General features: G+C 46.8%; 22 protein-coding genes. 3 read left to right on the top strand and 19 right to left on the bottom strand.

The genetic code is table 11. The features are described 5' to 3' along the window. Nucleotides 1-46: 46 nt before the first annotated feature. From purF to leuC, 15 genes are all read right to left on the bottom strand, one after another. Complete coding sequence (gene purF / locus BMX44_RS07190) at nucleotides 47-1,567, bottom strand: amidophosphoribosyltransferase (protein ID WP_090630462.1); 1,521 nt, start codon at nucleotides 1,565-1,567, stop codon at nucleotides 47-49. A gap of 71 nt (nucleotides 1,568-1,638) precedes the next feature. Then, complete coding sequence (locus tag BMX44_RS07195) at nucleotides 1,639-2,160, bottom strand: CvpA family protein (RefSeq protein WP_090630465.1); 522 nt, start codon at nucleotides 2,158-2,160, stop codon at nucleotides 1,639-1,641. An 88-nt stretch (nucleotides 2,161-2,248) separates the two neighbouring features. Then, nucleotides 2,249-2,953 (bottom strand): SPOR domain-containing protein, encoded by a 705-nt coding sequence (locus tag BMX44_RS07200; protein ID WP_090630468.1) that lies wholly within the window; start codon nucleotides 2,951-2,953, stop codon nucleotides 2,249-2,251. 23 nt (nucleotides 2,954-2,976) lie between these two features. Then, on the bottom strand, nucleotides 2,977-4,293 hold the full coding sequence (gene folC, locus BMX44_RS07205) for a bifunctional tetrahydrofolate synthase/dihydrofolate synthase (protein WP_245738860.1): 1,317 nt from the start codon (nucleotides 4,291-4,293) through the stop codon (nucleotides 2,977-2,979). Between the two features lie 68 nt (nucleotides 4,294-4,361). Beyond that, a complete protein-coding gene (gene accD / locus BMX44_RS07210) occupies nucleotides 4,362-5,234 on the bottom strand; it encodes an acetyl-CoA carboxylase, carboxyltransferase subunit beta (protein ID WP_090630471.1) in 873 nt (290 codons plus the stop codon). Nucleotides 5,235-5,263: 29 nt separating this feature from the next. Next, nucleotides 5,264-6,070 (bottom strand): tryptophan synthase subunit alpha, encoded by an 807-nt coding sequence (gene trpA / locus BMX44_RS07215; RefSeq protein WP_090630474.1) that lies wholly within the window; start codon nucleotides 6,068-6,070, stop codon nucleotides 5,264-5,266. A 107-nt stretch (nucleotides 6,071-6,177) separates the two neighbouring features. Beyond that, on the bottom strand, nucleotides 6,178-7,377 hold the full coding sequence (trpB, locus tag BMX44_RS07220) for a tryptophan synthase subunit beta (RefSeq protein ID WP_218143929.1): 1,200 nt from the start codon (nucleotides 7,375-7,377) through the stop codon (nucleotides 6,178-6,180). Beyond that, nucleotides 7,374-7,991 carry a phosphoribosylanthranilate isomerase gene (locus BMX44_RS07225; protein WP_090630477.1) on the bottom strand — a complete coding sequence of 206 codons (618 nt, stop codon included), beginning with the start codon at nucleotides 7,989-7,991 and terminating at the stop codon, nucleotides 7,374-7,376. Before BMX44_RS07225 ends, trpB begins: the two co-directional genes overlap by 4 nt. Nucleotides 7,992-8,026: 35 nt before the next feature. Further along, on the bottom strand, nucleotides 8,027-8,824 hold the full coding sequence (truA, locus tag BMX44_RS07230) for a tRNA pseudouridine(38-40) synthase TruA (protein WP_090630480.1): 798 nt from the start codon (nucleotides 8,822-8,824) through the stop codon (nucleotides 8,027-8,029). A gap of 78 nt (nucleotides 8,825-8,902) precedes the next feature. Then, nucleotides 8,903-11,572, bottom strand: a complete 2,670-nt coding sequence (locus BMX44_RS07235; RefSeq protein ID WP_143056902.1) for a FimV/HubP family polar landmark protein — start codon at nucleotides 11,570-11,572, stop codon at nucleotides 8,903-8,905. A gap of 173 nt (nucleotides 11,573-11,745) precedes the next feature. After that, on the bottom strand, nucleotides 11,746-12,858 hold the full coding sequence (gene asd, locus BMX44_RS07240; RefSeq protein ID WP_090630489.1) for an aspartate-semialdehyde dehydrogenase: 1,113 nt from the start codon (nucleotides 12,856-12,858) through the stop codon (nucleotides 11,746-11,748). A 127-nt stretch (nucleotides 12,859-12,985) separates the two neighbouring features. Then, nucleotides 12,986-14,047, bottom strand: coding sequence for a 3-isopropylmalate dehydrogenase (gene leuB, locus BMX44_RS07245; RefSeq protein WP_090630759.1), 1,062 nt, complete (start codon nucleotides 14,045-14,047; stop codon nucleotides 12,986-12,988). 18 nt (nucleotides 14,048-14,065) lie between these two features. Beyond that, a complete protein-coding gene (gene leuD, locus BMX44_RS07250) occupies nucleotides 14,066-14,704 on the bottom strand; it encodes a 3-isopropylmalate dehydratase small subunit (protein ID WP_090630493.1) in 639 nt (212 codons plus the stop codon). 5 nt (nucleotides 14,705-14,709) lie between these two features. Next, nucleotides 14,710-14,835: an entericidin A/B family lipoprotein gene (locus tag BMX44_RS07255; RefSeq protein WP_090630762.1), complete on the bottom strand. Its 126-nt coding sequence runs from the start codon at nucleotides 14,833-14,835 to the stop codon at nucleotides 14,710-14,712. Nucleotides 14,836-14,898: 63 nt separating this feature from the next. Then, entirely contained in the window at nucleotides 14,899-16,314 is a 1,416-nt protein-coding gene (gene leuC, locus BMX44_RS07260) for a 3-isopropylmalate dehydratase large subunit (RefSeq protein ID WP_090630765.1), read from the bottom strand. A gap of 285 nt (nucleotides 16,315-16,599) precedes the next feature. Between leuC and BMX44_RS07265 the strand changes: the two genes are divergently transcribed. Next, on the top strand, nucleotides 16,600-17,268 hold the full coding sequence (locus tag BMX44_RS07265; RefSeq protein ID WP_245738861.1) for a lysophospholipid acyltransferase family protein: 669 nt from the start codon (nucleotides 16,600-16,602) through the stop codon (nucleotides 17,266-17,268). Here BMX44_RS07265 and BMX44_RS07270 read toward each other — a convergent pair. The 3 genes from BMX44_RS07270 to BMX44_RS07280 form a co-directional block, all read right to left on the bottom strand. Then, on the bottom strand, nucleotides 17,198-18,022 hold the full coding sequence (locus BMX44_RS07270; protein WP_090630501.1) for a symmetrical bis(5'-nucleosyl)-tetraphosphatase: 825 nt from the start codon (nucleotides 18,020-18,022) through the stop codon (nucleotides 17,198-17,200). The genes BMX44_RS07265 and BMX44_RS07270 overlap by 71 nt on opposite strands. Nucleotides 18,023-18,108: 86 nt before the next feature. Continuing rightward, complete coding sequence (gene dapB / locus BMX44_RS07275; protein ID WP_090630504.1) at nucleotides 18,109-18,915, bottom strand: 4-hydroxy-tetrahydrodipicolinate reductase; 807 nt, start codon at nucleotides 18,913-18,915, stop codon at nucleotides 18,109-18,111. A gap of 35 nt (nucleotides 18,916-18,950) precedes the next feature. Continuing rightward, nucleotides 18,951-19,349 carry an outer membrane protein assembly factor BamE gene (locus tag BMX44_RS07280; protein WP_090630767.1) on the bottom strand — a complete coding sequence of 133 codons (399 nt, stop codon included), beginning with the start codon at nucleotides 19,347-19,349 and terminating at the stop codon, nucleotides 18,951-18,953. A gap of 97 nt (nucleotides 19,350-19,446) precedes the next feature. Between BMX44_RS07280 and fur the strand changes: the two genes are divergently transcribed. Together fur and BMX44_RS07290 are read left to right on the top strand one after the other, a co-directional pair. Further along, a complete protein-coding gene (gene fur / locus BMX44_RS07285) occupies nucleotides 19,447-19,887 on the top strand; it encodes a ferric iron uptake transcriptional regulator (RefSeq protein WP_090630507.1) in 441 nt (146 codons plus the stop codon). A gap of 27 nt (nucleotides 19,888-19,914) precedes the next feature. Continuing rightward, nucleotides 19,915-21,150 (top strand): lytic murein transglycosylase, encoded by a 1,236-nt coding sequence (locus tag BMX44_RS07290; protein WP_090630509.1) that lies wholly within the window; start codon nucleotides 19,915-19,917, stop codon nucleotides 21,148-21,150. A 39-nt stretch (nucleotides 21,151-21,189) separates the two neighbouring features. On the opposite strand, the gene BMX44_RS07295 is transcribed toward BMX44_RS07290, so the two are convergent. Next, entirely contained in the window at nucleotides 21,190-22,866 is a 1,677-nt protein-coding gene (locus BMX44_RS07295) for a MutS-related protein (protein ID WP_090630512.1), read from the bottom strand. Nucleotides 22,867-22,929: the final 63 nt, after the last annotated feature.

Consider the following 22,929-nt stretch of genomic DNA (forward strand, 5'->3'; position numbering starts at 1 on the left):
AACTTGATACAAGACACTCTGTCAACTGGAATGCAAAGCAGGCGGTCTATTCGGATACCGTCAGACTCAGATCAAGCTGTGTTTTTAATGGCATTTGCCTGCCGGCCCTGTCTCCGTTCCTTTTGGTCTCAAGCGTTTCCAGGTACTCTGCTGTCACATTACCCGCAATATAGTGACCATTAAAACAGGAGGTTTCAAAACATGACAAATCCGGCTTGACTTTCGAAACCGTATGCGTCAACGCTTCCAGTTCCTGAAAAATCAGATAATCCGCACCTATTTCACGACAAATTTCTTCTGTGTCCCGTTCAGCTGCAATCAATTCCTGGCGCGTCGGCATATCTATTCCATAGACATTCGGAAACCGCACTGGTGGCGAGGCAGAAGCGAAATAAATTTTATTGGCACCTGCATCCCTTGCCATTTGGACGATTTCACGGCTGGTTGTGCCGCGTACGATCGAATCGTCAACGAGCAGCACATTTTTTCCTTTGAACTCGATACTCATGGCATTCAGTTTCTGCCGCACAGATTTTTTACGCTGCTGCTGTCCGGGCATGATAAACGTGCGTCCAACATAACGATTCTTGATAAAGCCTTCACGAAAATCGACCCCCAGTCGATTGGACAGCTGCAACGCACTCGGCCGGCTTGAATCGGGAATCGGAATAACAACGTCAATATCAAGGTGGCTCATAGTCCGGGTGATTTTTTCCGCCAGCGACTCACCCATATTCAATCTTGTCTCGTAAACCGAAACACCATCGATAACGGAATCGGGTCGCGCCAGATAGACATATTCAAAAATACACGGATTCAGGCTTGCTTTCTTCGCACACTGTTGACTGAAAAAATTGCCTGCCTCATCGATAAAAATCGCTTCCCCCGGTGCGATATCTCGAACCAGCTGAAATCCCAGTGTATCCAGCGCCACACTTTCGGATGCAATCAGGTATTCTGTACCTTTTTCAGTTTCCATCGTTCCATACACCAACGGACGAATACCATGGGGGTCACGAAATGCCAGAAGACCATAGCCTGCAATCATGGCAACAACAGCGTAAGCGCCAGCGCAGCGCCTGTGCACACCACTGACCGCAGCAAATATCGTTTCCGGATCAAGATGGCAATTACCTGTCTGTTCCTGCAGTTCATGCGCCAGAACATTTAATAATACTTCCGAATCGGAATGCGTATTGACATGTCGCAAATCGGTCCGGAACAATTCCTGATTCAGTTGCTCTGCATTGGTTAGATTACCGTTATGACCCAGTACAATGCCGAACGGAGAATTTACATAAAAAGGCTGCGCCTCGGCAGGAGATTTAGACGAACCCGCTGTAGGATAACGTACGTGGCCAATACCCATGTTGCCATGCAGCGCACGCATGTTTCGGGTTCGAAAAACATCGCGAACAAGTCCGAGTCCCTTGTGCATATGAAACGTGCTACCTTGAGCCGTAACGATCCCGCCCGCATCCTGGCCGCGATGTTGCAGCATCAGCAAACCGTCATAAAGCAACTGATTAGCCGGTGACTTGGCGACAATACCTAATACTCCACACATTGGCGTACTCCAAATATGCTGTGCTGGAAAACAAAAACCGACAATGACTGAATGTTCACGGCAAAAACCCTCTAATTCTTCTGCTGAGTAAGCTGTTCTTTTTTTTCATAGCTGATGCGTTTGGATAAATCGTCCGGCAACCAGGGCAGCACCTCCAGCGCCACAACTTCCAATGTCGGACTCAGTACGGCCTGACGCCACACCGGCTGCTGCGGCAGGGCTGTCAAGCCAGCTATCAGAACCAGCATCATGACAATAACAAGCGCTCGCGCAAACCCGAAAAAAGCACCAAATGTTCTGTCAATAAAACCCAGGCCAACATTTTTTATCAGTGCATTTAGCAGCATGGTGATCAAAACAGAAACTAATAACGTTGCAACAAAAACTACAATAAACGCCGCAATGATGCGTAAAGATTCCCCCCCGATTTCTGAAGGAATAAAAGGTTCAAACTCATAGGCGTATGTACTGGCGGCAATAAAGGCGACAACCCAGCCTGCTATAGAGAGAACCTCACGTACTAATCCGCGAATAATGCTTAAAACAATCGATATAAAAAAAATACACAGAACGATATAATCAAGCAAAGTCATTAGAAAGAAAGCTGAAATCAATCATGGTTATGGATTCATTCTTTACAATCTAAATGTAATAATGAAGTAACATCGTATGAAATTCATCCTATCTGGGATTTACAACGCCATCCAGTCCTTGTCGTCTCAGTTTTTCCAGTTCGCTTTCCGCGGCATTACGACTAGAAAAGGGACCTATGCGCACGCGCGTAACAACTTTACCATTAATCGTATGTGTTTCTGTATAAGCATTTAGACCATTCATTCGCAGATTGTTCAGTTGCTGTTGTGCTTTAGACTGATCGGAAAATGCGCCTAACTGAACAACAAACTGCTCGGAAGTCTGAACGGATTGTGGAACGCGCTCTGACTGCGCTGGGGTCGTCTGGCTGGACGGTGCGCTATGACCTGATTGGGGAGCCTGGGCTAATCGCGGTTTGATACCCGGAATTGGAGTCCGGCCAGTCTGCATGTGTTTATGGCGCTCTTCATTTTCACTTATCTGATCATGCGGCTCAAACACCTCGGGAATATCGGGCGGCATATCTGACGCCAACTCTGTACGATCATCGATCCGATCCGTATTTTGCGGTGGATACTGTTCTGAAGGCAGGACTAAAGGCGGGATTTCACTAATATCATCCTGGGGAAACAGATGAATATCGATTTCATGTGTCTCCGTATCCGGCTTTGGTTCATCGAATATCATGGGCAGTACAATAACTGCCGTCACGACCAATACGACAGCACCAACCAGACGACGCCTTGCGCGCTTTCTGAGTAACAACTCTTCTTCAGTGATATTTTTATTCATACCTAATGTCCCAGTATGACTGACTATTCTCCATGATGTCGCAGGATTGCGCCTACTGTGTAAAATGAACCGAACACGCAGATTCTATCATTTTTACCTGCATGTTCACAGGCAAATACATAAGCTGAAACAACGTCTTCAAATTCATAAATCGTATGGTTTTCTCTAGTGATTTCTGATTGATTGAGAATTTGCAACAATTCATCAGCATGTGCACCTCGGGGAACATCAATAGTAGCGATCAGCCAGTTGTCGATATGGGGTTTTAGTTCCTCCACAACCCCTGCTATATCTTTATCGTGCAACATTCCAAATACTGCATAAGTCTTTCCGGAAGACGGCGCCAATTCCAGCAGATTGTCTGCAAATGCAGCGGCGGCTGCGGGATTATGCAAAACATCTAAAACAACCATCGGTTGGATTGAAATTACCTGAAATCTTCCTGGTAATTTTACATTTAGCAGGCCTTCACGTACTGCGTGCATACTGACCTGAAGTTGTTCTCGCAATAATTCCAGCGCCATCAAACAGGCGCTTGCGTTATATAGCTGCTTTCTGCCAAGCAACGCAGGCATCGGCAATGCGTGCCGTCGATGATGCTGGCTCCAGAAGCGCCACTGGTTGGTTTCTCTAATAAAACCAAAGTCCTGATGGACCATTCTGATCTCAGCGCCAATTTCTTGTGCATGACGCTGCACACTGAATGGCAGAACAGCATCAGCACATACAGCCGGCTTGTTTTGCCTGAAAATTCCGGCTTTTTCATATCCTATGCTCTCTCGCGAATCACCCAGATAATCCTGATGATCAAGGTCAACACTGGTCACAATGGCGCAATCGGCATCAAAAATGTTGACAGCGTCTAATCGCCCACCCAGGCCAACTTCGAGTATGGCAACATCAATCTGTTTGACCATGAACACATGCATGGCTGCAAGCGTCCCAAATTCAAAATAAGTCAGCGAAACGCCAGTTTCTATTCTGGCCTGTTCAACAGCTTTGAATGCCTTAAGCAGCTGTTCATCGGTAACCGCATGTTGTCCGACATGAATCCGTTCATTGTAGCGAATCAAATGCGGTGAAGTATAACATCCGACATGATAGCCAGCTGCAGTCAAAATGGACTCCAGCATCGCACAGACCGAACCTTTACCATTGGTGCCACCCACAATAATCACCGGAAAAAAAGGTGTCAATCCAAGCGCTTTGCGCACCTGATCGATACGTTCCAGACCCATTTCGATTGATTTTGGATGAAGCTGCTCCAGGTAGGCCAGCCATTCTTTCAGATCGCTGAATTTCCCGTCAGGTGAGATTGCTCCAGTTTTGGATACAGTCACGGAACAAAAGAATAGAAATTAATGAAACACAGATACGGGATTAATTATATTTTTCTCAAAATTGACTTTTATGTGGTTGCTGGCAAGGGGCTTCGCATCAGCAGTGTGCACAGATTCGCGATTTTTTCACGCATGTGTCTACGATCGACTATCATATCGATAGCGCCATGTTCCAACAAAAATTCCGCGCGCTGAAAACCTTCCGGCAATTTCTGGCGTACCGTCTGCTCGATAACTCGTGGACCGGCGAAACCGATCAACGCACCCGGCTCGGCAATTACAACATCGCCAATAAATGCAAAACTGGCAGATACTCCACCCATTGTTGGGTCCGTTAATATTGAAATAAATGGCAATTTTTCACGGCTCAGACGAGTCAATGCCGCTGATGTTTTGGCCATTTGCATAAGCGAAAACAGACCCTCCTGCATGCGCGCCCCGCCACTGGCGCTAAAACAAATAAAAGGCAATTGGTTTTCGATGCAAGCGTTGACACCGCGCACAAAACGTTCACCTACAACCGATCCCATCGAACCACCCATAAATCCGAATTCAAATACAGCGGCAACAACAGGTACAGATAATACGCTGCCACTCATCACGATCAAGGCATCGTCTTCATCAATACTGGATTTAGCTTGTGAGAGTCGATCCACGTAGCGTTTACTATCCTTGAATTTGAGCGGATCAGTAGGCAGAATCTCATCACCAATTTCCTGCCTGTCACGATCATCCAGAAAATAATCCAACCGTGTTCTGGCAGAAATGCGATTATGAAAATCACAGCGGGGACAAACGTCCAGATTCTTTACCAGATCAGTACAATACAGAACAGCTTCACAGGAACCACATTTGCTCCAAAGACCTTCCGGAACAATTTTCTTTTCACCGTTTTCCTTGCGTTTTATCTTAGGTGGAATAATATTCTGAAACCAACTCATAATGGCAATCTCTTTTGGAATTCGTTAATTTAATCCCCTTGTTCATCAATAGCTTTACGCATGCCCGCAACCAAATTCCTTACATTATTCAGCAGTTCGTTTTGCGGGGAAAGCTCAATTTCTTCGATAATGCGACTGCCGACAACCACTGCATCGGCCAGTTTGGCTACAGCACCCGCCATCGCGCCATCGCGTATGCCAAAACCAACCCCAATAGGAATGGATACCGCCGTACGCAGTTGTGCCAGTCTTGATTCAACGTCTTCTAGGTCAAGATGAGACGCGCCAGTAACCCCTTTCAATGAAACATAATATATATAGCCTTTTGCCAATTCAGCAACCCGCGCTACCCGTGACTGCGCCGATGTTGGCGAAAGCAGAAATATGGCGTCCATACCATGCTGCTCAAGGCAACGCACCCATTCTTCGCACTCTTCCGGTGGATAGTCAACTGTCAGTACGCCGTCTACACCGGCTTCTTTTGCACGAGCGGCAAAATATTCATGACCCATCGCTTCTATGGGATTAGCATACCCCATCAAAACAACCGGCGTTTGTGAATTTGTTTTTCTGAACTCCGATATCATGTTCAGCACGCTGTTTATCCCGACCTGGTGCTTCAAAGCCCGTTCTGATGAACGCTGTATGGTGGGACCATCCGCCATCGGGTCAGAGAACGGTACACCCAGTTCGATAATATCTGATCCGGCCTCGACCAAACAATGCATTAGTTCAACAGTATTTGCAGGGCCGGGATCCCCGGCTGTAATAAATGGGATAAGTGCTTTTTTCCGGTTTGATTGTAAAACAGCAAATGTTTGTGCGATACGATTCATTCTAAATTGGTAAAAATATGTCAAGTATCCAGGCCAGCTCAGCAATAGCCTATAGTAGAGATAAAGTTGAAAGCTGAGTCAAAAAAATTTGTTGGCATCGCTTGATGCTATAACGTGATTCCGGACATTTGCGCAACGGTCGCCATATCTTTGTCACCGCGTCCAGAAAGATTGACAAGTATTAACTGGTCTTTAGAGAGGGTTGGCGCAAATTTGGCTGCGTAGGCCAGAGCGTGACTCGATTCAAGCGCCGGCATAATTCCTTCAAAGCGACATAACGCATGAAATGCTTCAAGCGCTTCATCATCCGTGATTCCCACGTATTCAGCCCGATGAATATCCTTGAGCCATGCGTGTTCCGGACCTACACCAGGGTAATCCAGGCCGGCTGATATGGAATGTGTTTCAATAATTTGTCCGTTATCGTCCTGAATCAAATAGGTACGGTTCCCATGCAACACGCCGGGTTTTCCTTTACTCAATGTGGCCGCATGTTCATTTGTATCCAGACCTTTACCTGCAGCCTCCACACCGATCATACGCACACTTTCATCATTGATATAGGGATAAAACAGGCCAATCGCGTTTGATCCACCACCCACGCACGCTATTAACACATCGGGCTGCCTGCCATACGTCTCCTGCATTTGTAACTTGGCTTCAGCTCCAATAACCGTCTGAAAATCACGCACCATCATCGGATAGGGGTGCGGCCCGGCAACTGTGCCAATAATATAAAAAGTATTCTCGACATGCGTTACCCAGTCGCGCATGGCCTCATTCAGTGCATCCTTCAAAGTTCGGGAACCTGATTCAACTGGAATCACTTCAGCTCCCAGTAATTTCATGCGGTATACATTGGTTGCCTGTCGCCGCACATCCTCAGCACCCATGTAAACAACGCATTGCATGCCATAGCGTGCAGCGACTGTAGCTGTTGCTACACCATGCTGCCCCGCACCTGTTTCGGCGATAACTCGTTTTTTGCCCATACGCCGCGCAAGCAAGGCTTGTCCGACGGTATTATTGACTTTGTGTGCTCCGGTATGATTTAGGTCTTCACGCTTTAACAAAATCTGTGCGCCGCCCAGATGCTCTGACCAGCGTTTGGCATGGTAAATTGGGCTTGGTCGCCCAACATAATGTTTTAACTCGTTTTCGAATTCACGCTTAAATTCAGCATCATTCCGATAGGAATCATATTGCTCGCGCAACTTGTCCAGTGCGGAAATCAATGTTTCAGCAACAAATACACCACCGTAAGGACCGAAATGGCCCCGTTTATCCGGTAGATCATAAATATTCACTCTTCTCGAACTCCTCGCATAAAAGCAGAAATTTTTTGCTCGTCCTTTATACCCTTGGCAGATTCGACACCACTGGAAACATCCACTGCCCAAGGACGAACCTGTTTGATCGCCATAGAAATATTTTCAGCATTCAATCCACCCGATAAAATCACGGGCAGCGGTAACTGACGGGGAATCAAATTCCAGTCGAATTTATGCCCCGTACCACCTGGCATGTTTTTGGTATAGGTATCCAGCAATAAACCTTTTGCAGTGTCGTATCGATTTGCATATTGTAACAAATCTACATCTTCCCTGACGCGAATTGCCTTGATGTAAGGCAAGAAAAATTGATCACAAAAATCGCGTGTTTCATTACCGTGAAACTGCAACAGACTCAGCTTCGCAATCTGGACGGTTTCATTTACCCATTCTGGTTCAGGATCAACATAAACGCCGACAGTATTGATAAAGGCAGGTATATCAGCCGAAATTTCAGCGGCTTCGTGCGGAGTTATATAACGCGCACTGTTTGGCCAGAAAACAAACCCAATTGCGTCCGCTCCCGAATCGACCGCCGCCAAAGCATCTTCAGTACGGGTAATTCCGCAAATTTTTACGCGCACCACCATAAATAGAATTTAGTTTGAAGGAAAGACAACAGCAACTAAAAAAAACGATATTCATCAACTATATTGAGACGCCCTGCCATGCGTGGCAGATTCCAGTCCGGACTGTATTTGATATCGGCCAGATACAAGCCGGATGCAGAGAATGTGGGCGCTGCAGCCGATCTGTCACCATTTTCCAATAATACTCGCAACCAGTCCGGTGGGTATCGGCCTTTACCCACATAGACCAGACATCCGATAATATTACGCACCATATGATGCAAAAACGCATTGGCACTTAACTCAAAGATAAGCATATTACCACGATGGGCTATATCCAGTTGTGTCAGTGTGCGTACAGGTGATTTTGCCTGACATTCAGCAGCACGAAAAGCCGAAAAATCATGTTCACCAAGTAAAATTTGTGCTGCTGTTCGCATTCTTTCGAAATCAAGCGGTTGATGAAACCATCCGACTTTATGATAAAGAATGCCTGGACGAATAGCATGATTAAGAAGTAAATATTGATAACGGCGCGTTTGTGCACTAAAACGCGCATGAAACTGAGTGGATATTTCATTTGCCCATAATACGGCAATTCCCTTTGGCAGGTATGTGTTGACACCGCGTGTCCAGGCTGTCAGCGGACGCCTGGCCGTGGTGTCAAAATGCACAACCTGATATAGGGCATGCACCCCTGCATCTGTTCTGCCGGCAGCAATGACACGTATCTTTTCATCGGCAATTCGGGACAGGGCTAATTCAAGTTTATTTTGTATTGAACAGGCATTTGACTGACTTTGCCATCCACAAAAATTACTGCCGTCGTATTCAAGAACCAGTACAACTCTCACAGTAAGGCGGTAATCAGCCTGAAGTATTCATTAAGTAGTATAACCACACACCGATAAATCTAATAACCTGTTTACACCTTACAGTTTTCTCAGCAACTCTTTAGCGTTATTTTGTTGATTCTCGTCGCCCTCCTGGGCAACTTCTTCAAGCATCTCTCGCGCACCTTCGAAATCTTCCATTTCCAGATAAGCTTTTGCCAAATCAATTTTGGTCTCTATCTCATGCCAGCGCTCATTTTTTTCTTCGGGTTTAGCAATTTCATTTTCACTGTCCGCCTGATTTTTATCAACTCCAGATGTATCCTCAAGATCCAGATTGATATCCGAAAAATCAACTTCCGCGGGTTGTTGACCAGAATCCTGAGAATCGCTTCCGGTTTCGGGCAGCGTATCCGGCAATTCTGTTTCAGGCAGCGAATTCAGTTCAGGCATTTCATCAGCAGAATTGTTCTCATCAGACAAATCGATCGAAGAAGGATCAACTGAAAAGTCGAGCGTGTTATCAATCCCAGATACAGAGTCGATTTCTTTCGGTTCAGTTTCAAGCTTTTCATCCGTAAAATCCACCGACATTGCATTGTCTGCTTCTGATTTTTGTGGTTCGTCAAAATCAATCTTCAGTTCATAATCTGATTCAGTATCTTTAGACAAATCCGGCGTTTCTGGCGTGAAATCCATCAGATTCGAATCATCGGGCTCGTTACTTTCCTCCAAACCCTGTTTTACAGCACCCATCTCAGCTTTGCTAGCATCACTAAAATCAAGCGTATGATCTGCATTTTCATGCGACACATCATCTAAACTTTCTAGTTCCGACATATTGTCATCAAAAGTTTCTAATTCTGAAGCGGTCTCTGAATTATCAACAGGAGATTCTTTACCGGCATCCGCTTCTTCATTCTCCTTTGAAAAATCCAATTCGATCGGCTGATCTATTTCGTATGCATTTTCTGCCTGCGTTTCTGATTTTTCCTCTACATCTGATGATAAATCAAATGCTGCCGAATCATTTTTTTCCTGTGATTCGTCCTGTGAGAAAAATTGATTGGTTTGATCAAATTCATCCGTTTCATCGTTTTTCTGATCCACTGCGTGAGCAGCCGCCACTGCAGCAGCTGTTTTATCACGCAGTGCCGATGACAGCTCTTCATATCTGGCCTCTTCTGCCTCAGCTTCTGCCTCAGCCGTCTGTCTGCGTCGTCTGAGTATATAAGCCAGCAGGGTAAGCAATACAATGGCTGCAACCGCACCGATGTACATCAGATTGTCCATGATTTGATCAAACAAAGATGCTTCATCTGACTCTGGCAACAGGATAGAATGTGCCGCAGACTCTATCCGTGGTTCAGGGTTTAGCGTGGCATCCTGCGCAGTAGTGTCAGCACTTTCCTGTGTTGCAGCATCCGTCATTGCCAGCGAGGTAGAATCATCCTCGGACATAACATCCATTTCAAAGCCAGATTCATTTTCAGTAAACAAATCAAATTCGTCATCGGATGCAAGATTGGATTCAGCAGGTATAACTTCCAGCGTTTCTGTCTCAGGCTTTGACTGTTGTGTTTCAGATTCGGCATTTAACTGTGCCTGTGCCAATTCGGGATTTTGCAATGACAGTAGTTTTTGCAGATTCTCTATATTCTTTTCCAGCATTGCAACACGTTCATTGGCTTCTTTCAGCGCAAGATCACGCGCAATGGCATCTTCTTCCATCATGCGTATTCGCTCTTGAGCACTTAAATCAGAACTTCCGTTTTGAGCTGTAGCAGGTTTCTCGCCACTGGATAACCGCAGCACCTCTTTTGGAGAATCACTCTGGGAAACGGCTGCATTATCGACAGCCGTTGTGATTTCTCCGGCAGCAGTCTGGCTAAGCGTATCGTCCTCATTTTGCGGCTGTTGTGTTGACAAAGCCAGGTTCTGCCGATACTTGTGCCAATCACTAACATGTACTCTGACTTCAGCATTGGCATCCCTTTCAGTGATTTCTGCAATATCCCGCAAATCAGGTATTTTTAAAACCGCGCCCGTTTTGAGCAAATTCATGTTTTCCGAGATAAACGCATCACGGTTAGCACGGAAAATCGCTACCAGCATTTGATTCAAATTGACCGATTCCGGTTTTACCTGCCTGGCAATCGACGATAGCGTATCACCCTCCAGTATTGGTCCGTATGTTCCAGGTTTTGATAATGCCTGTGCCTGTCGCGTTTGTACATCAGGCTCATCAGCAACAGGTAGTGGTGCTGTTTGAGAAGCAACCTGGTTTACCGGAATATTCTCTGATTCAGCTATTGCCTCTTGTTTTTGCTGGATTGGTGGCACAACAGGCGCTACCGGATCTGCAGGCCGCGCATCTGCGGGATCAAGCAAGACTGTATATTCACGCAACAATCGGCCTGATGCCCAGCTCAACTCCACCAGCATGTTGAGAAAAGGTTCGTTTACGGATTGCGGTGATACAATTTTTACATAGGAATTACCGCTGACACGCGATTCTACAGATAATTGAAAAGTTGAAAAGAAAGGTTCATAGCGTATACCCGCTTGTGCAAATGCTTCGCGCGAGGCGATCTCGGCTTTTAAAGAAGAAAGATCTTCTTCACTGACAGAGACAAGATCAATCTCGGCGTTGAGCGGCTGCCCGAGAGAAGAATTGATGGTTAGCTTACCAAGTCCTGCGGCATGCGCAGTTAGGGAAAAAATTACACTGACCAACAACAAACACGCTCTAAGATACGAAATATACACTGAGGACCCCTTTCTTGTTCTCAAAAGAAAATAGACTTAGCCTAACAGGAACATGACTAGTGCAAGCGCTAAAATATTCAGGGAATTATATGCTAATTCCTGAATAAAAGATTTGAGTTTATATATCAAGACAATACCATTTGTCTTAATAATCAGTCAATAATTGTACAAAATTAATGTTGTACTATAATCCTAAGCATCCTTCTCAGCGGTTCCGCGGCACCCCAAAGCAGCTGGTCACCAACTGTGAAAGCAGACAGATATTCGTCCCCCATGGCTAATTTGCGTATACGCCCGACTGGTATCGACAGGGTACCGGTAACGGCCGCAGGTGTTAATTCTTTTGTTGTTGCTTCCCGTTCATTGGGTATAACCCGCACCCACTCATTGGAATTAGCGATAATGTCTTCCGCTTCATCCAGCGGTATATCTTTCTTTAACTTCATGGTAAGCGCCTGACTGTGGCAACGCATGGCCCCAATTCGAACGCAGGTGCCATCAACCGGCAATATCCGATCTTTTTTACCTATGATTTTGTTGGTCTCAGCCAGACCTTTCCATTCCTCGCGACTTTGGCCGTTGGTTACAGCCTTATCAATCCAGGGAATCAGGCTGCCGGCCAGTGGAACACCAAAATTGGCTACCGGAAAATTTTTATCCCGCAATGTTCCGGCTACTTCTCGATCAATATCCAGAATACTGGACGCCGGATCATCAAGTAATTCCTTGGCGACCCGATGCGCTTCACCCATTTGCTGTAGCAATTCACGCATATTGCGGGCACCTGCACCCGAGGCCGCCTGATAAGTCATAACATTGACCCACTCTACCAGCCCTTTTTCTATCAGACCGCTAATTGCCATCAGCATCAGACTGACTGTGCAGTTACCGCCAATATAATTTTTCACACCCTGGTGCAATGCCTGTTCAATCACAGGCATATTTACAGGATCAAGAATAATGACAGCATCATCATTCATACGCAGTGCCGATGCGGCATCAATCCAATAGCCCTGCCAGCCGGACTTTCTGAGGTCATTGATGACCTTACTGGTATAGTCTCCGCCCTGACAAGTCACAATGACATCCATTGCAGCAAGTTCGGTCAAATCGTAAGCGTCCTTCAGTGGTGGCACATCTTTTCCAACATCCGGTCCCCGGCCGCCTTGCTGGGATGTTGAAAAAAATACAGGATCAATCAAGGAGAAATCGCTTTCTTCACGCATGCGCTGCATTAAAACGGAACCGACCATACCTCGCCAACCAACAAAACCAACCTGCTTCATGATTAATCTATCACCCTAAAATGTATCACTCGTTAAAAACTGTTGTTATCAACTAATCGCCAGAAATATTCAACAATGCATTTCGACAATCTTTTTTATCAAAAATATGTAGCAAGAACAATTGACTTCATAATTCTGATAAAACCGCATCGCCCATTTCCTTCGTACCAAGCACCTGCACTCCATGGCTTGCGATATCGCTTGTGCGCAAACCATCTGACAACACCTTTTGCACTGCTTTTTCAATGCGCTGTGCCACATCATCCTGATTGAAAGTGTAACGCATCATCATAGCGACAGAAAGAATAGTGGCAAGCGGGTTTGCAATATTCTTACCCGCGATATCCGGTGCAGAACCATGTATCGGTTCGTACAGCCCCTTATTCTGACTGTCAAGTGAGGCAGACGGCAGCATACCAATCGAACCCGTCAGCATTGACGCCTCATCAGACAAAATATCACCAAACATATTTCCCGTGACAATCACATCAAATTGCCTGGGGTCTCTAACCAGCTGCATGGCCGCATTATCAACCAGCATATGCGACAACGTAACGTCGGGATATTCCTTACCGGTTTCTTCCATTACGTCACGCCATAATTGAGTGCATTCCAGTACATTCATCTTATCCACTGAACATACAGCACGATTTCTCTTCTGTGCTGCCTGAAATGCAACATGCGCAATACGCTGAATCTCGGCTTCGCTATATACCATTGTATTCACACCAACGCGCTGCCCGTCGCGCATTTCAATGCCGCGCGGTTCACCAAAATAGATATCACCTGTTAATTCACGAACAATCAGAATATCCATTCCGGTTACAATCTCGCGTTTCAGGCTTGACGCATCGGCCAGTTCTGAATAAAGCGTTGCCGGTCTCAGGTTGGCAAACAGATTTAAAGATTTACGGATGGATAACAGTCCTCTCTCTGGTCGTTGCTGACGCGGCAACGCATCATACTGTGGGCCACCAACTGCTCCGAGTAACACCGCATCTGCGCGTGAAACCAGCTGATGGGTCATTTCCGGGTAAGGCTCGCCAGTCGCATCGACTGCACACCCTCCTATCAATCCATACTCAAGTTCAATATCAAGGCCTTCCACTTTTAAGATGTCCAGAACACGGACTGCCTGCGCAATAATTTCAGGTCCTATACCGTCACCGGCCAGAATCGCAATTTTCATAGTTGCCATAAATATGTTTCACACAAACAGCCAAGGCTGCTGTACACGTCTTTTTTTCTCGTATGCTTTAATTTTCTCGGCGTGCTGCAGCGTCAGACCGATATCATCCAGGCCATTCAGCAAACAGTGTTTCCGGAATGTATCCACAGTAAATGAAATATGTTCACCTGTAGGTTTTATCAACATCTGATCCTGCAGATTCACAGTCAAGGCGTAACCTTCCGTCTGATTTACCTCACGAAACAACTGATCCAAAAATTTTCCTTCCAGCACAATAGGCAACAGTCCGATTTTAAAACAGTTATTAAAAAAGATATCTGCAAAACTGGGCGCAACTATGACCTTGAAACCATAATCCTGAAGTGCCCACGGCGCATGCTCACGGCTCGATCCACACCCGAAATTGTCTCTTGCCAGCAAAATTCTGGCTGATTTGTAACGGGGTAAATTCAAGACAAATTCCGGATTCAGCTGCCGTTGCGATACATCCATACCCGGTTCGCCATGATCGAGGTAGCGCCATTCATCAAACAGGTTCTGGCCAAAACCCGTGCGCTTGATTGATTTCAGAAACTGCTTTGGAATAATGGCGTCCGTATCCACATTGGCTCGATCAAGCGGTGCCACAACACCCGTGAATGTTTGAAATTTCTCCATAATTTTTACTGTGCGGTACGTTCCAGCGCCTCACCCCCTGACTGAATATCCTTGCCAAGTCCGGCCATTGTATTGCAGGCCGTCAAACCGAATAATGCAATGAACGCAATGATTGCCGTGAAAAGTTTCATGATGCCCTCCTTCAGTGGAATAAAAAGTACAGTAACTGCAGCAATAATCAAATAAAACAATATTCAGGATGTGCCGAACTTGCTTACATCCACGAAATGACCTTCCACAGCAGCTGCAGCCGCCATCGCAGGGCTTACAAGATGTGTACGGCCACCAGGCCCCTGCCTTCCTTCAAAATTGCGGTTGGACGTCGACGCGCAGCGTTCGCCTCTTGACAACCGGTCATCATTCATTGCCAGACACATCGAACAACCGGGTTCACGCCATTCAAATCCGGCTGCAACAAAAATCTTATCAAGCCCTTCTTTTTCGGCCTGTTGCTTAACCAGTCCGGAGCCGGGTACAACCAGCGCCAGTTTGATTGTTGGAGCAATATGTCTGTCCCTGATTACCGCTGCTGCCGCACGTAAATCTTCAATCCGCGAGTTTGTGCATGAGCCGATGAATATTTTGTCGAGCGTAATTGCTTGAATCGGTGTATTGGGTTGCAGTCCCATGTATTTTAGTGCCTGCTCCATATCATGGCGTTTTACCTGATCAGCCACATTCGCTGGATCGGGAACACAACCATCTATCGTCGTTACCATTTCCGGAGAAGTTCCCCAGGTAACCTGAGGACGAATTTCTGCAGCATTCAAGATAATAGATTTGTCAAATACTGCATCCGCATCACTGTGTAATGTTCGCCAATATGCAACAGCCTGTTCCCATAAGTTTCCCTGCGGTGCAAATGGCCGTCCCTGGATGTACTCAATCGTCGTGTCGTCGACGGCAACCATTCCTGCCCGTGCACCAGCCTCAATAGCCATATTACAAAGTGTCATGCGCCCTTCCATAGACAGCGACTGAATTGCGCTGCCGGCAAATTCAATGGCATAGCCGGTACCACCTGCCGTTCCTATTCTGCCGATTACTGCCAGCGCAATATCTTTGGCGGTAACGCCCAGCCCAAGCTCGCCTTCAACTAAAATGCGCATGGTTTTGGATTTTTTGGCTAACAGGCATTGCGTGGCCAGCACATGTTCGACTTCCGAGGTGCCGATACCAAATGCCAGACAGCCAAACGCACCATGGGTACTGGTATGCGAATCCCCGCATACTACGGTCATGCCAGGTAAAGTAGCCCCCTGTTCGGGCCCAATTACATGTACAATCCCCTGACGCACGTCGTGCATTTTGAATTCAGTAATACCCAGTTCCTCACAGTTTTCATCAAGCGTATCGACCTGCAAACGCGATACCGGATCGTTAATCCCTTGATTACGACCCGTTGTCGGTACGTTGTGATCTGCTACAGCCAGAATCGAATTCACCCGCCATGGCTTACGTCCGGCCAGTTTCAAGCTTTCAAACGCCTGCGGACTGGTTACTTCATGAACCAGATGACGGTCAATATAAAGCAGCGCCATGCTGTCAGCGTCGTTCGATTCAGTGTGTACAAGATGTTGATTCCAAAGTTTGTCGTATAACGTATACATCATCCAGATCGTAATTGATTCAGTTCAGTAATCTCAACATTAAATTATTACATAAAGTGTAATCAAGAAACAGCTACCGGTCTTTGCCGGCTAAATTTTTTTTAATTTTAAGGCGATCGGGTTAAAATCATGACTTAACAGCCGTAACGCAAAAAGATGAAAAAAAAGACTACCTCTATAGTTGTCCGTCTCATCCGTTTATTTCGTCTGCTGGTACAGATCGTAACCGGTATTCTGCAGTCAATCGTCTACCCGTATTGTTCCCATTCCACTCAGCAGCGCCAGATGAAAAATTGGGCAGCAGGCATGTTGAAAGCACTGGACATCAAAATACATTATACCGGTAATATCCCGAACCAGAGCCACCAACGTGCGCTTCTGGTAGCCAATCACGTATCCTGGCTGGATATTTGTGTGATTCTGGCTGTGTGCCCCGCACAATTTGTTGCAAAATCCGAAATAAGCAGCTGGCCGATTATCGGCTTTTTATCCAAAAGAGTTGACACACTTTTCATAAAGCGTGCAAAACGAAGAGATACCGCTCGTATCAACCAGGAAATCAGCGCAGCACTGACCGCTGGCAAGTGTGTTTGCATTTTTCCTGAAGGCGGTATCAGCGATGGTACGCAAACGCTCCACTTTCATGCTTCACTGCTACAATCCGCCATCAATGCTGAGGCACTGGTGTACCCTGTCGCAATTCGTTATCTGGATACAGACGGAAACACCTGCCGCGACGCCGCATATACCGATGTCTCCCTGGTAACCTCACTGCGACAAATTTTGCGCCAGCCCCACATTGAAGCTGTACTGAACTGCAACGAACCTATTCACAGTACAGAAAAAAACCGTCGTGAACTGGCGCGCCTGTCAGAAGAAGCAATTAACCAGAATCTGTCACAATCCGCTTATCACAGCGAATCTGAAAAACCTTCTTATCTTCCAAACGCATAGCGGATAACTGTCTATTCCAGACACAGCCGCTGTCGAGCGCGGCCACTGTATCTGATAGATGCAGATCGAGTGCCGACCAGTGTCCGCATATGATCGTATGGTCCCGGCTTGCGCGATTAGGCATGTCGAACCATGGTAAAGATCCGTCAGGTATATCCTGCAAATTGCCTTTGAATGTAAAATCTATCCGCCCATCAATACTGCAGACACGCATGCGAGTCATGGCATTAATAATGACACGCAAACGCTCGGTGCCTGTCAGGTCATCACGCCAGTAATTCGGCTCATTGCCATATATTTGCGAAAAAACATAGCTGTAATCATCGCTGCGCAACGCCGTTTCAACTTCGTGCGCCAGCCGAGCAGCTTCTGGAACAGACCACTCCGGTAACAGGCCGGCATGAACCAGCGCATGGTCACCCTCATTGAAAAACAATCGCTGGTGCCTTAACCAGTGTAGCAACTCGTCACGATCAGGTGCACTCAGAATCGGTTGAATGGTATCGCCTTTTCCGCAGTGGACAATACCGGCGTCAACCATTAACAAATGCAAATCGTGATTGCCTAACACCATGATCATGGCGTCATCCGACTGTTTGACAAAACGCAGCGTTTCCAGCGATTGCGGACCACGATTGACAATATCGCCAACCAGCCACAGCCGGTCGAGCGCAGCGTCAAATTCAATTAAATCAAGCAGCCTTCTGAATGATGAGTAGCAGCCTTGAATATCGCCAATTGCATAAGTTGCCATGATAATTATGCTGGTCTCAGATTCAACAATGCATTCGACAATTTAATAGTTATCGACAATAGAGATGAATTCATGCAGCAACGCACTTACCGCAGACCAAGCACATCCTGCATGTCGAACAGACCGCTGGCCTTATCTTCCAGAAAACGTACGGCACGCACCGCACCCATGGCGAAGGTCATGCGACTACTTGCTTTGTGCACGATTTCAACGCGCTCGCCCGCGCCGGCAAACATCGCAGTATGTTCACCGACAATATCACCCGCTCGAATGGTAGAGAAACCGATGGTTTCGTCTGAGCGCTCTCCCGTAACACCCTCCCGTCCATAAATCGCCACTTGCTTCAAATCCCGACCCAGTGCATCGGCGATGACCTCACCCATGCGCAACGCTGTACCTGAAGGGGCATCGATTTTATGACGATGATGTGCCTCTATGATCTCGATATCATAACCCTGACGCAATACCCTGGCAGCGATTTCAAGCAACTTAAACGTGACATTTACACCCACGCTCATGTTGGGCGCAAATACAATGGCAATATCATTTGACGCGTCTTTCAATCGGTTTTTTTCTTGCTCGGAAAGACCCGTGGTGCCAATTACCATTTTTACACCCTTTTCCCTGCATGCGTCCAAATGCGCCATCGTGCCCTGCGGTCTCGTAAAATCGATAATTTGATGACAACCAGCCAAAGCCGTGACAATATCACTGGTAATTACAATACCATTGGTAGACCCTATCAGTTCTCCCGAATCCTTGTGTAAAAATTGACTGTTGTCGTGTTCCAGTGCTGCAGATAACTGCATGCCGTCAGCGTGCGTGACTGCTTCCAGCAATGCACGTCCCATGCGGCCAGCACTGCCGGCTATGGCGATGTTTTGAGTGGACATGTGACTCCTGTGAAATAATTAGAAATTAGAATAATTCAACGATCATCTGACTGATCATCGCTTTCCTCAACCGCCCCACGCGATTCGCGCGCATCAGACTCAACCGGATGAAGTGAGTAAAGCTGCTCGTTTTCTATTCGAATCAGACGTTCATCTTCAAAGTAAATTGTCAGTCTTTTTTGTTCAACCAGATCACCCTTTTCACGCTGAATATAGACATAGTCCCAGCGATTATCCCGAAACGTATCGACAACTAACGGCGAACCGAGTACAAACCGCACCTGGGGCTTGGTCATTCCCACCTTTAATTTGTCGAGCATTTCATCAGTGACCACGTTGCCTTGCTGTACATCGATTTTATAGAGTACATGTGGAATTAAAAAACACCCTGACAAATTAAAAAAAACCAGCAACACAATGATTTTTATTATCATTTTATAGAATTGTACAAATTTGTAATATTGGTACAGTAGACTGAACATAATTGAGCACGATATGATACAGTAAATTATTTACTTGACAGAAATCACCATGAGCAATTCTGGAGAAGCCAAAAGCATTGACCTGAAAACTATCGGCCTCAAAACCACGCTGCCGAGACTCAAAATACTGAACCTTTTTGAGAATAGCCCTATACGACATCTCTCGGCAGAAGATGTTTACAAAGAGTTGATCAACGAAAATGAAGATATCGGGCTGGCTACAGTTTATCGTGTTTTGACGCAGTTTGAACAAGCCGGCCTGCTGGAACGTCATCATTTTGAAAGTGGCAAAGCTGTTTTCGAATTGAAAAACGAGGGACATCACGATCACCTGGTCTGTATGCAGTGCGGTCGTGTCGAGGAATTTTATGATGCTGAAATTGAGAAGCGTCAAATCGAGATAGCAAAAACACGAGGATTCAAATTACAGGAACATTCGTTATCACTTTACGCCGAATGCCTGAAAGACCCGTGCCCACACCGTAAATAACAACTCGTACACATTCAATTGCAAATAATGTCTTCTTTGCGTCTGTCAGGCACAGTTTTTTTTTCACCCAGCGGGCTGTGCACTATTGCTTCAATTGCCGGCATGGTGTTTTTCAGCTCCAGCCTGGCTGCAAATCAGCAATTCGATCAGTGCGTCAACCGCCTGAAACCACAGGCGTTGCAGCAGGGAATATCCGAACATACAGTCAATCGGGTACTCGGTCAGGCCAGATACCTGGCGCGCGTCATTGAGCTTGATCGTCGCCAGCCCGAATTCACCCAGACTTTCGCCGGTTATTTTAACGCACGCGTCACTGAAGAACGCGTCCGTAACGGACGCAGACTGTTCACGGCACACCGCGATTTATTTGAAAAAATAGAAAGGGAAACCGGTATTCCGCCAAAATACCTTGCCTCATTCTGGGGGCTCGAAACCAATTATGGCGGATACTTTGGCGACTGGTCGGTGCCGGATGCATTGACGACACTGGCCTGTGACCAACGTCGCAGCACTTACTTCACGCAAGAACTGTTTAATGCCATGCGTATCATCGATGCTGGAGACATCACCCCGGATCGCATGAAAGGTTCCTGGGCGGGAGCAATGGGTCATATGCAATTCATGCCATCCACATTTTTAAATTATGCCATTGACGCAGACGGTGACGGCCGCCGCGATTTGTGGGGCAGTCTTGAAGATGCCATGGCTTCGGCAGCAAATTTTCTACTCAAAATGGGCTGGGACCCGGATCTCGAATGGGGACAGGAAGTCAGGCTGCCGCCGGATTTCGATTATGCCCTGGCCGGCAGTCATCATAAACGCCCGTTACGTGAGTGGATAACATACGGCGTCACACCTGTTTCCGGTCCAGGCCTCTTGCCAACAGACCAAAAAGTTTCGTTACTGGTGCCCGCTGGCCACCAGGGCCCGGCGTTTCTCGTCACGCGCAACTTTCATGTCATCATGCGCTGGAATCGTTCAGAATATTATGCCCTGTCTGTCGGTCATCTGGCCGACCGCATCGCCGGCGAACCCGGTTTATCCCAGCACCCGCCCGAGGATGAAATTAAAATCACGCGGGATCAAGTCAGGCAGTTACAACAGGATCTGCAAGCACTCGGTATCGATGCCGGCGGCGTAGACGGTGTCATGGGTCCGCAAACACGCAAAGCGATCAGCGTTTTTCAGCAAAGAACGCAGCGTGTCGCTGACGGCCATCTGGATTCAGATCTGCTAAAAGCGGTCCGCACCGCCGCTCAATAAACAAGCAGTTGTCCGGTCTTGTTACTGTTCCACACAACGCTAGCTTGTTTTATTGTTGCTGCCGGATAAATGCTGCTCGATATGCTTATCAACATCCGCTTTACTAAACCCGATCTCACTGGCAACACGATGCGCGTGACTGACGCGGGATATACCGTCGATCATTCTGTGCGTTGGACCATCCTGTACAAACTCGACCTGTAGATACCGCCCGATACCTTCGCTCTGCAACCGCTCACAAAGTTCATGATTGTGGGTAACTAGTATGGTACTGGCGCCCAATTGATGAAATCCTTTCAGGATATATTCCGATAGTGTCATTTTTTCCTCAAATGTAGTGCCCTCGGATAATTCGTCAAGCACAACCAGACTGCGTGGCGTTGAATTAAAAAAAATCTCACGCGTGCGTTTGAGCTCATGCCCAAAACGTCCCATACCCGCTGCCAGCTGTCCCGGATCCGGCACCTGATAATAAATCCGTTCGGCAGGGACCAGTTGCGCACTGGTTGCCGGTATATAGCAACCAATCTGGCCAAGCAGCTGAAGCTGAGCAATCGTCTTACAATACGCCGTCTTGCCGCCGCTGTTTGGTCCGGTAATAATCAGCAACCTGCCGACTGTATCCAGAACGATATCGTTCGGCACATAGTCAGGATGGTCGTGAATCAACAGGGGATTCTTGGCGTTATCGACGATCAGCAAGTGATGCGGTTCGTCCAGTACTTTGGGTAATGTCATAGGCTCCTGCAGTGAAGCCCTGAAGCGGTGAAATGACAGTAATTCATCCAGCATGCCCAGAGTATCATACAGTCTGGCCAGATCTTCGCTTTGCCGGTATAGTCGGCGCAGTGGATAAATCACCGAATCACGATCCGACGCGCCCATCGCCAGCAATACGATCGGGAAAGCCGGCACGGTTAACAGCAGAATTCCATAACCGATATACGAAGCGCCAAGCTCTGGTGCCAGAATTTCAAAAAAAAGCATAATCGCATAAATTGCCGCAATAAATAAAACTGCCGGCACCCATTTGAAAATAGTTGGGCGAAACCGCGGTAACGGCAAAAACCTGGGTTTCTCCTGCTGCGTCTTGAATTTGTCGTTGGCAAGGTATACCGGCCCTTTCATCAGCTGATAAACATGCGTCTGCTCAAATGTCTGCAACGTTGCAAACAGAATTTGCAGATACCGGCTTTCAGGCTGCGGTAATGTTTTAGCGGCAGCAACTCTGTCAACGACATACTGCGTGCCTTCACGATACTGATGATAGCCAAAACCGCCAAATTCGAGCCTTCCTGATCTCTCGGCCGGCACATCGGTAGTCAATCCGCCTGTAAACTCTCCATACAACAGATATTTAAGTTCACGCTCGTCTTTTACACCTTTTTCAACATAGCGTTCAAGCGCTTCACAGATATTCTGGTTCGATTCGATTTCCCGCAGTGCTTCCTGTTTCATTCGTAAAACCTGCGCATCAGGCAGCGGACGTACTAACGAGCGATACAGGCACAAGCGCCCTGCTTCGGTTCGAGTATGATTAATGGTAGCAAAAAGCTTCTCGGCTTCAATCGCTTCGTATGTTTTCGGATCCAGTACCGTATGGTCTGGCTCAGCAGGACGAAAATTGTCTATGCTGACAGGTCGATCACCACTGGAAAGAATGAATGGGTGGCGCCAGATAGATTCTTCGGATATCGCTTGGCTGGAAATATTCATAAATTTTCTTAATTCATGCAAAAGCAAGGTTGATTGAATGTGTAAAATATCAGTATCCCATTA

The sequence above is a fragment of the Nitrosomonas marina genome, assembly GCF_900110145.1.
GTDB lineage: Bacteria > Pseudomonadota > Gammaproteobacteria > Burkholderiales > Nitrosomonadaceae > Nitrosomonas > Nitrosomonas marina.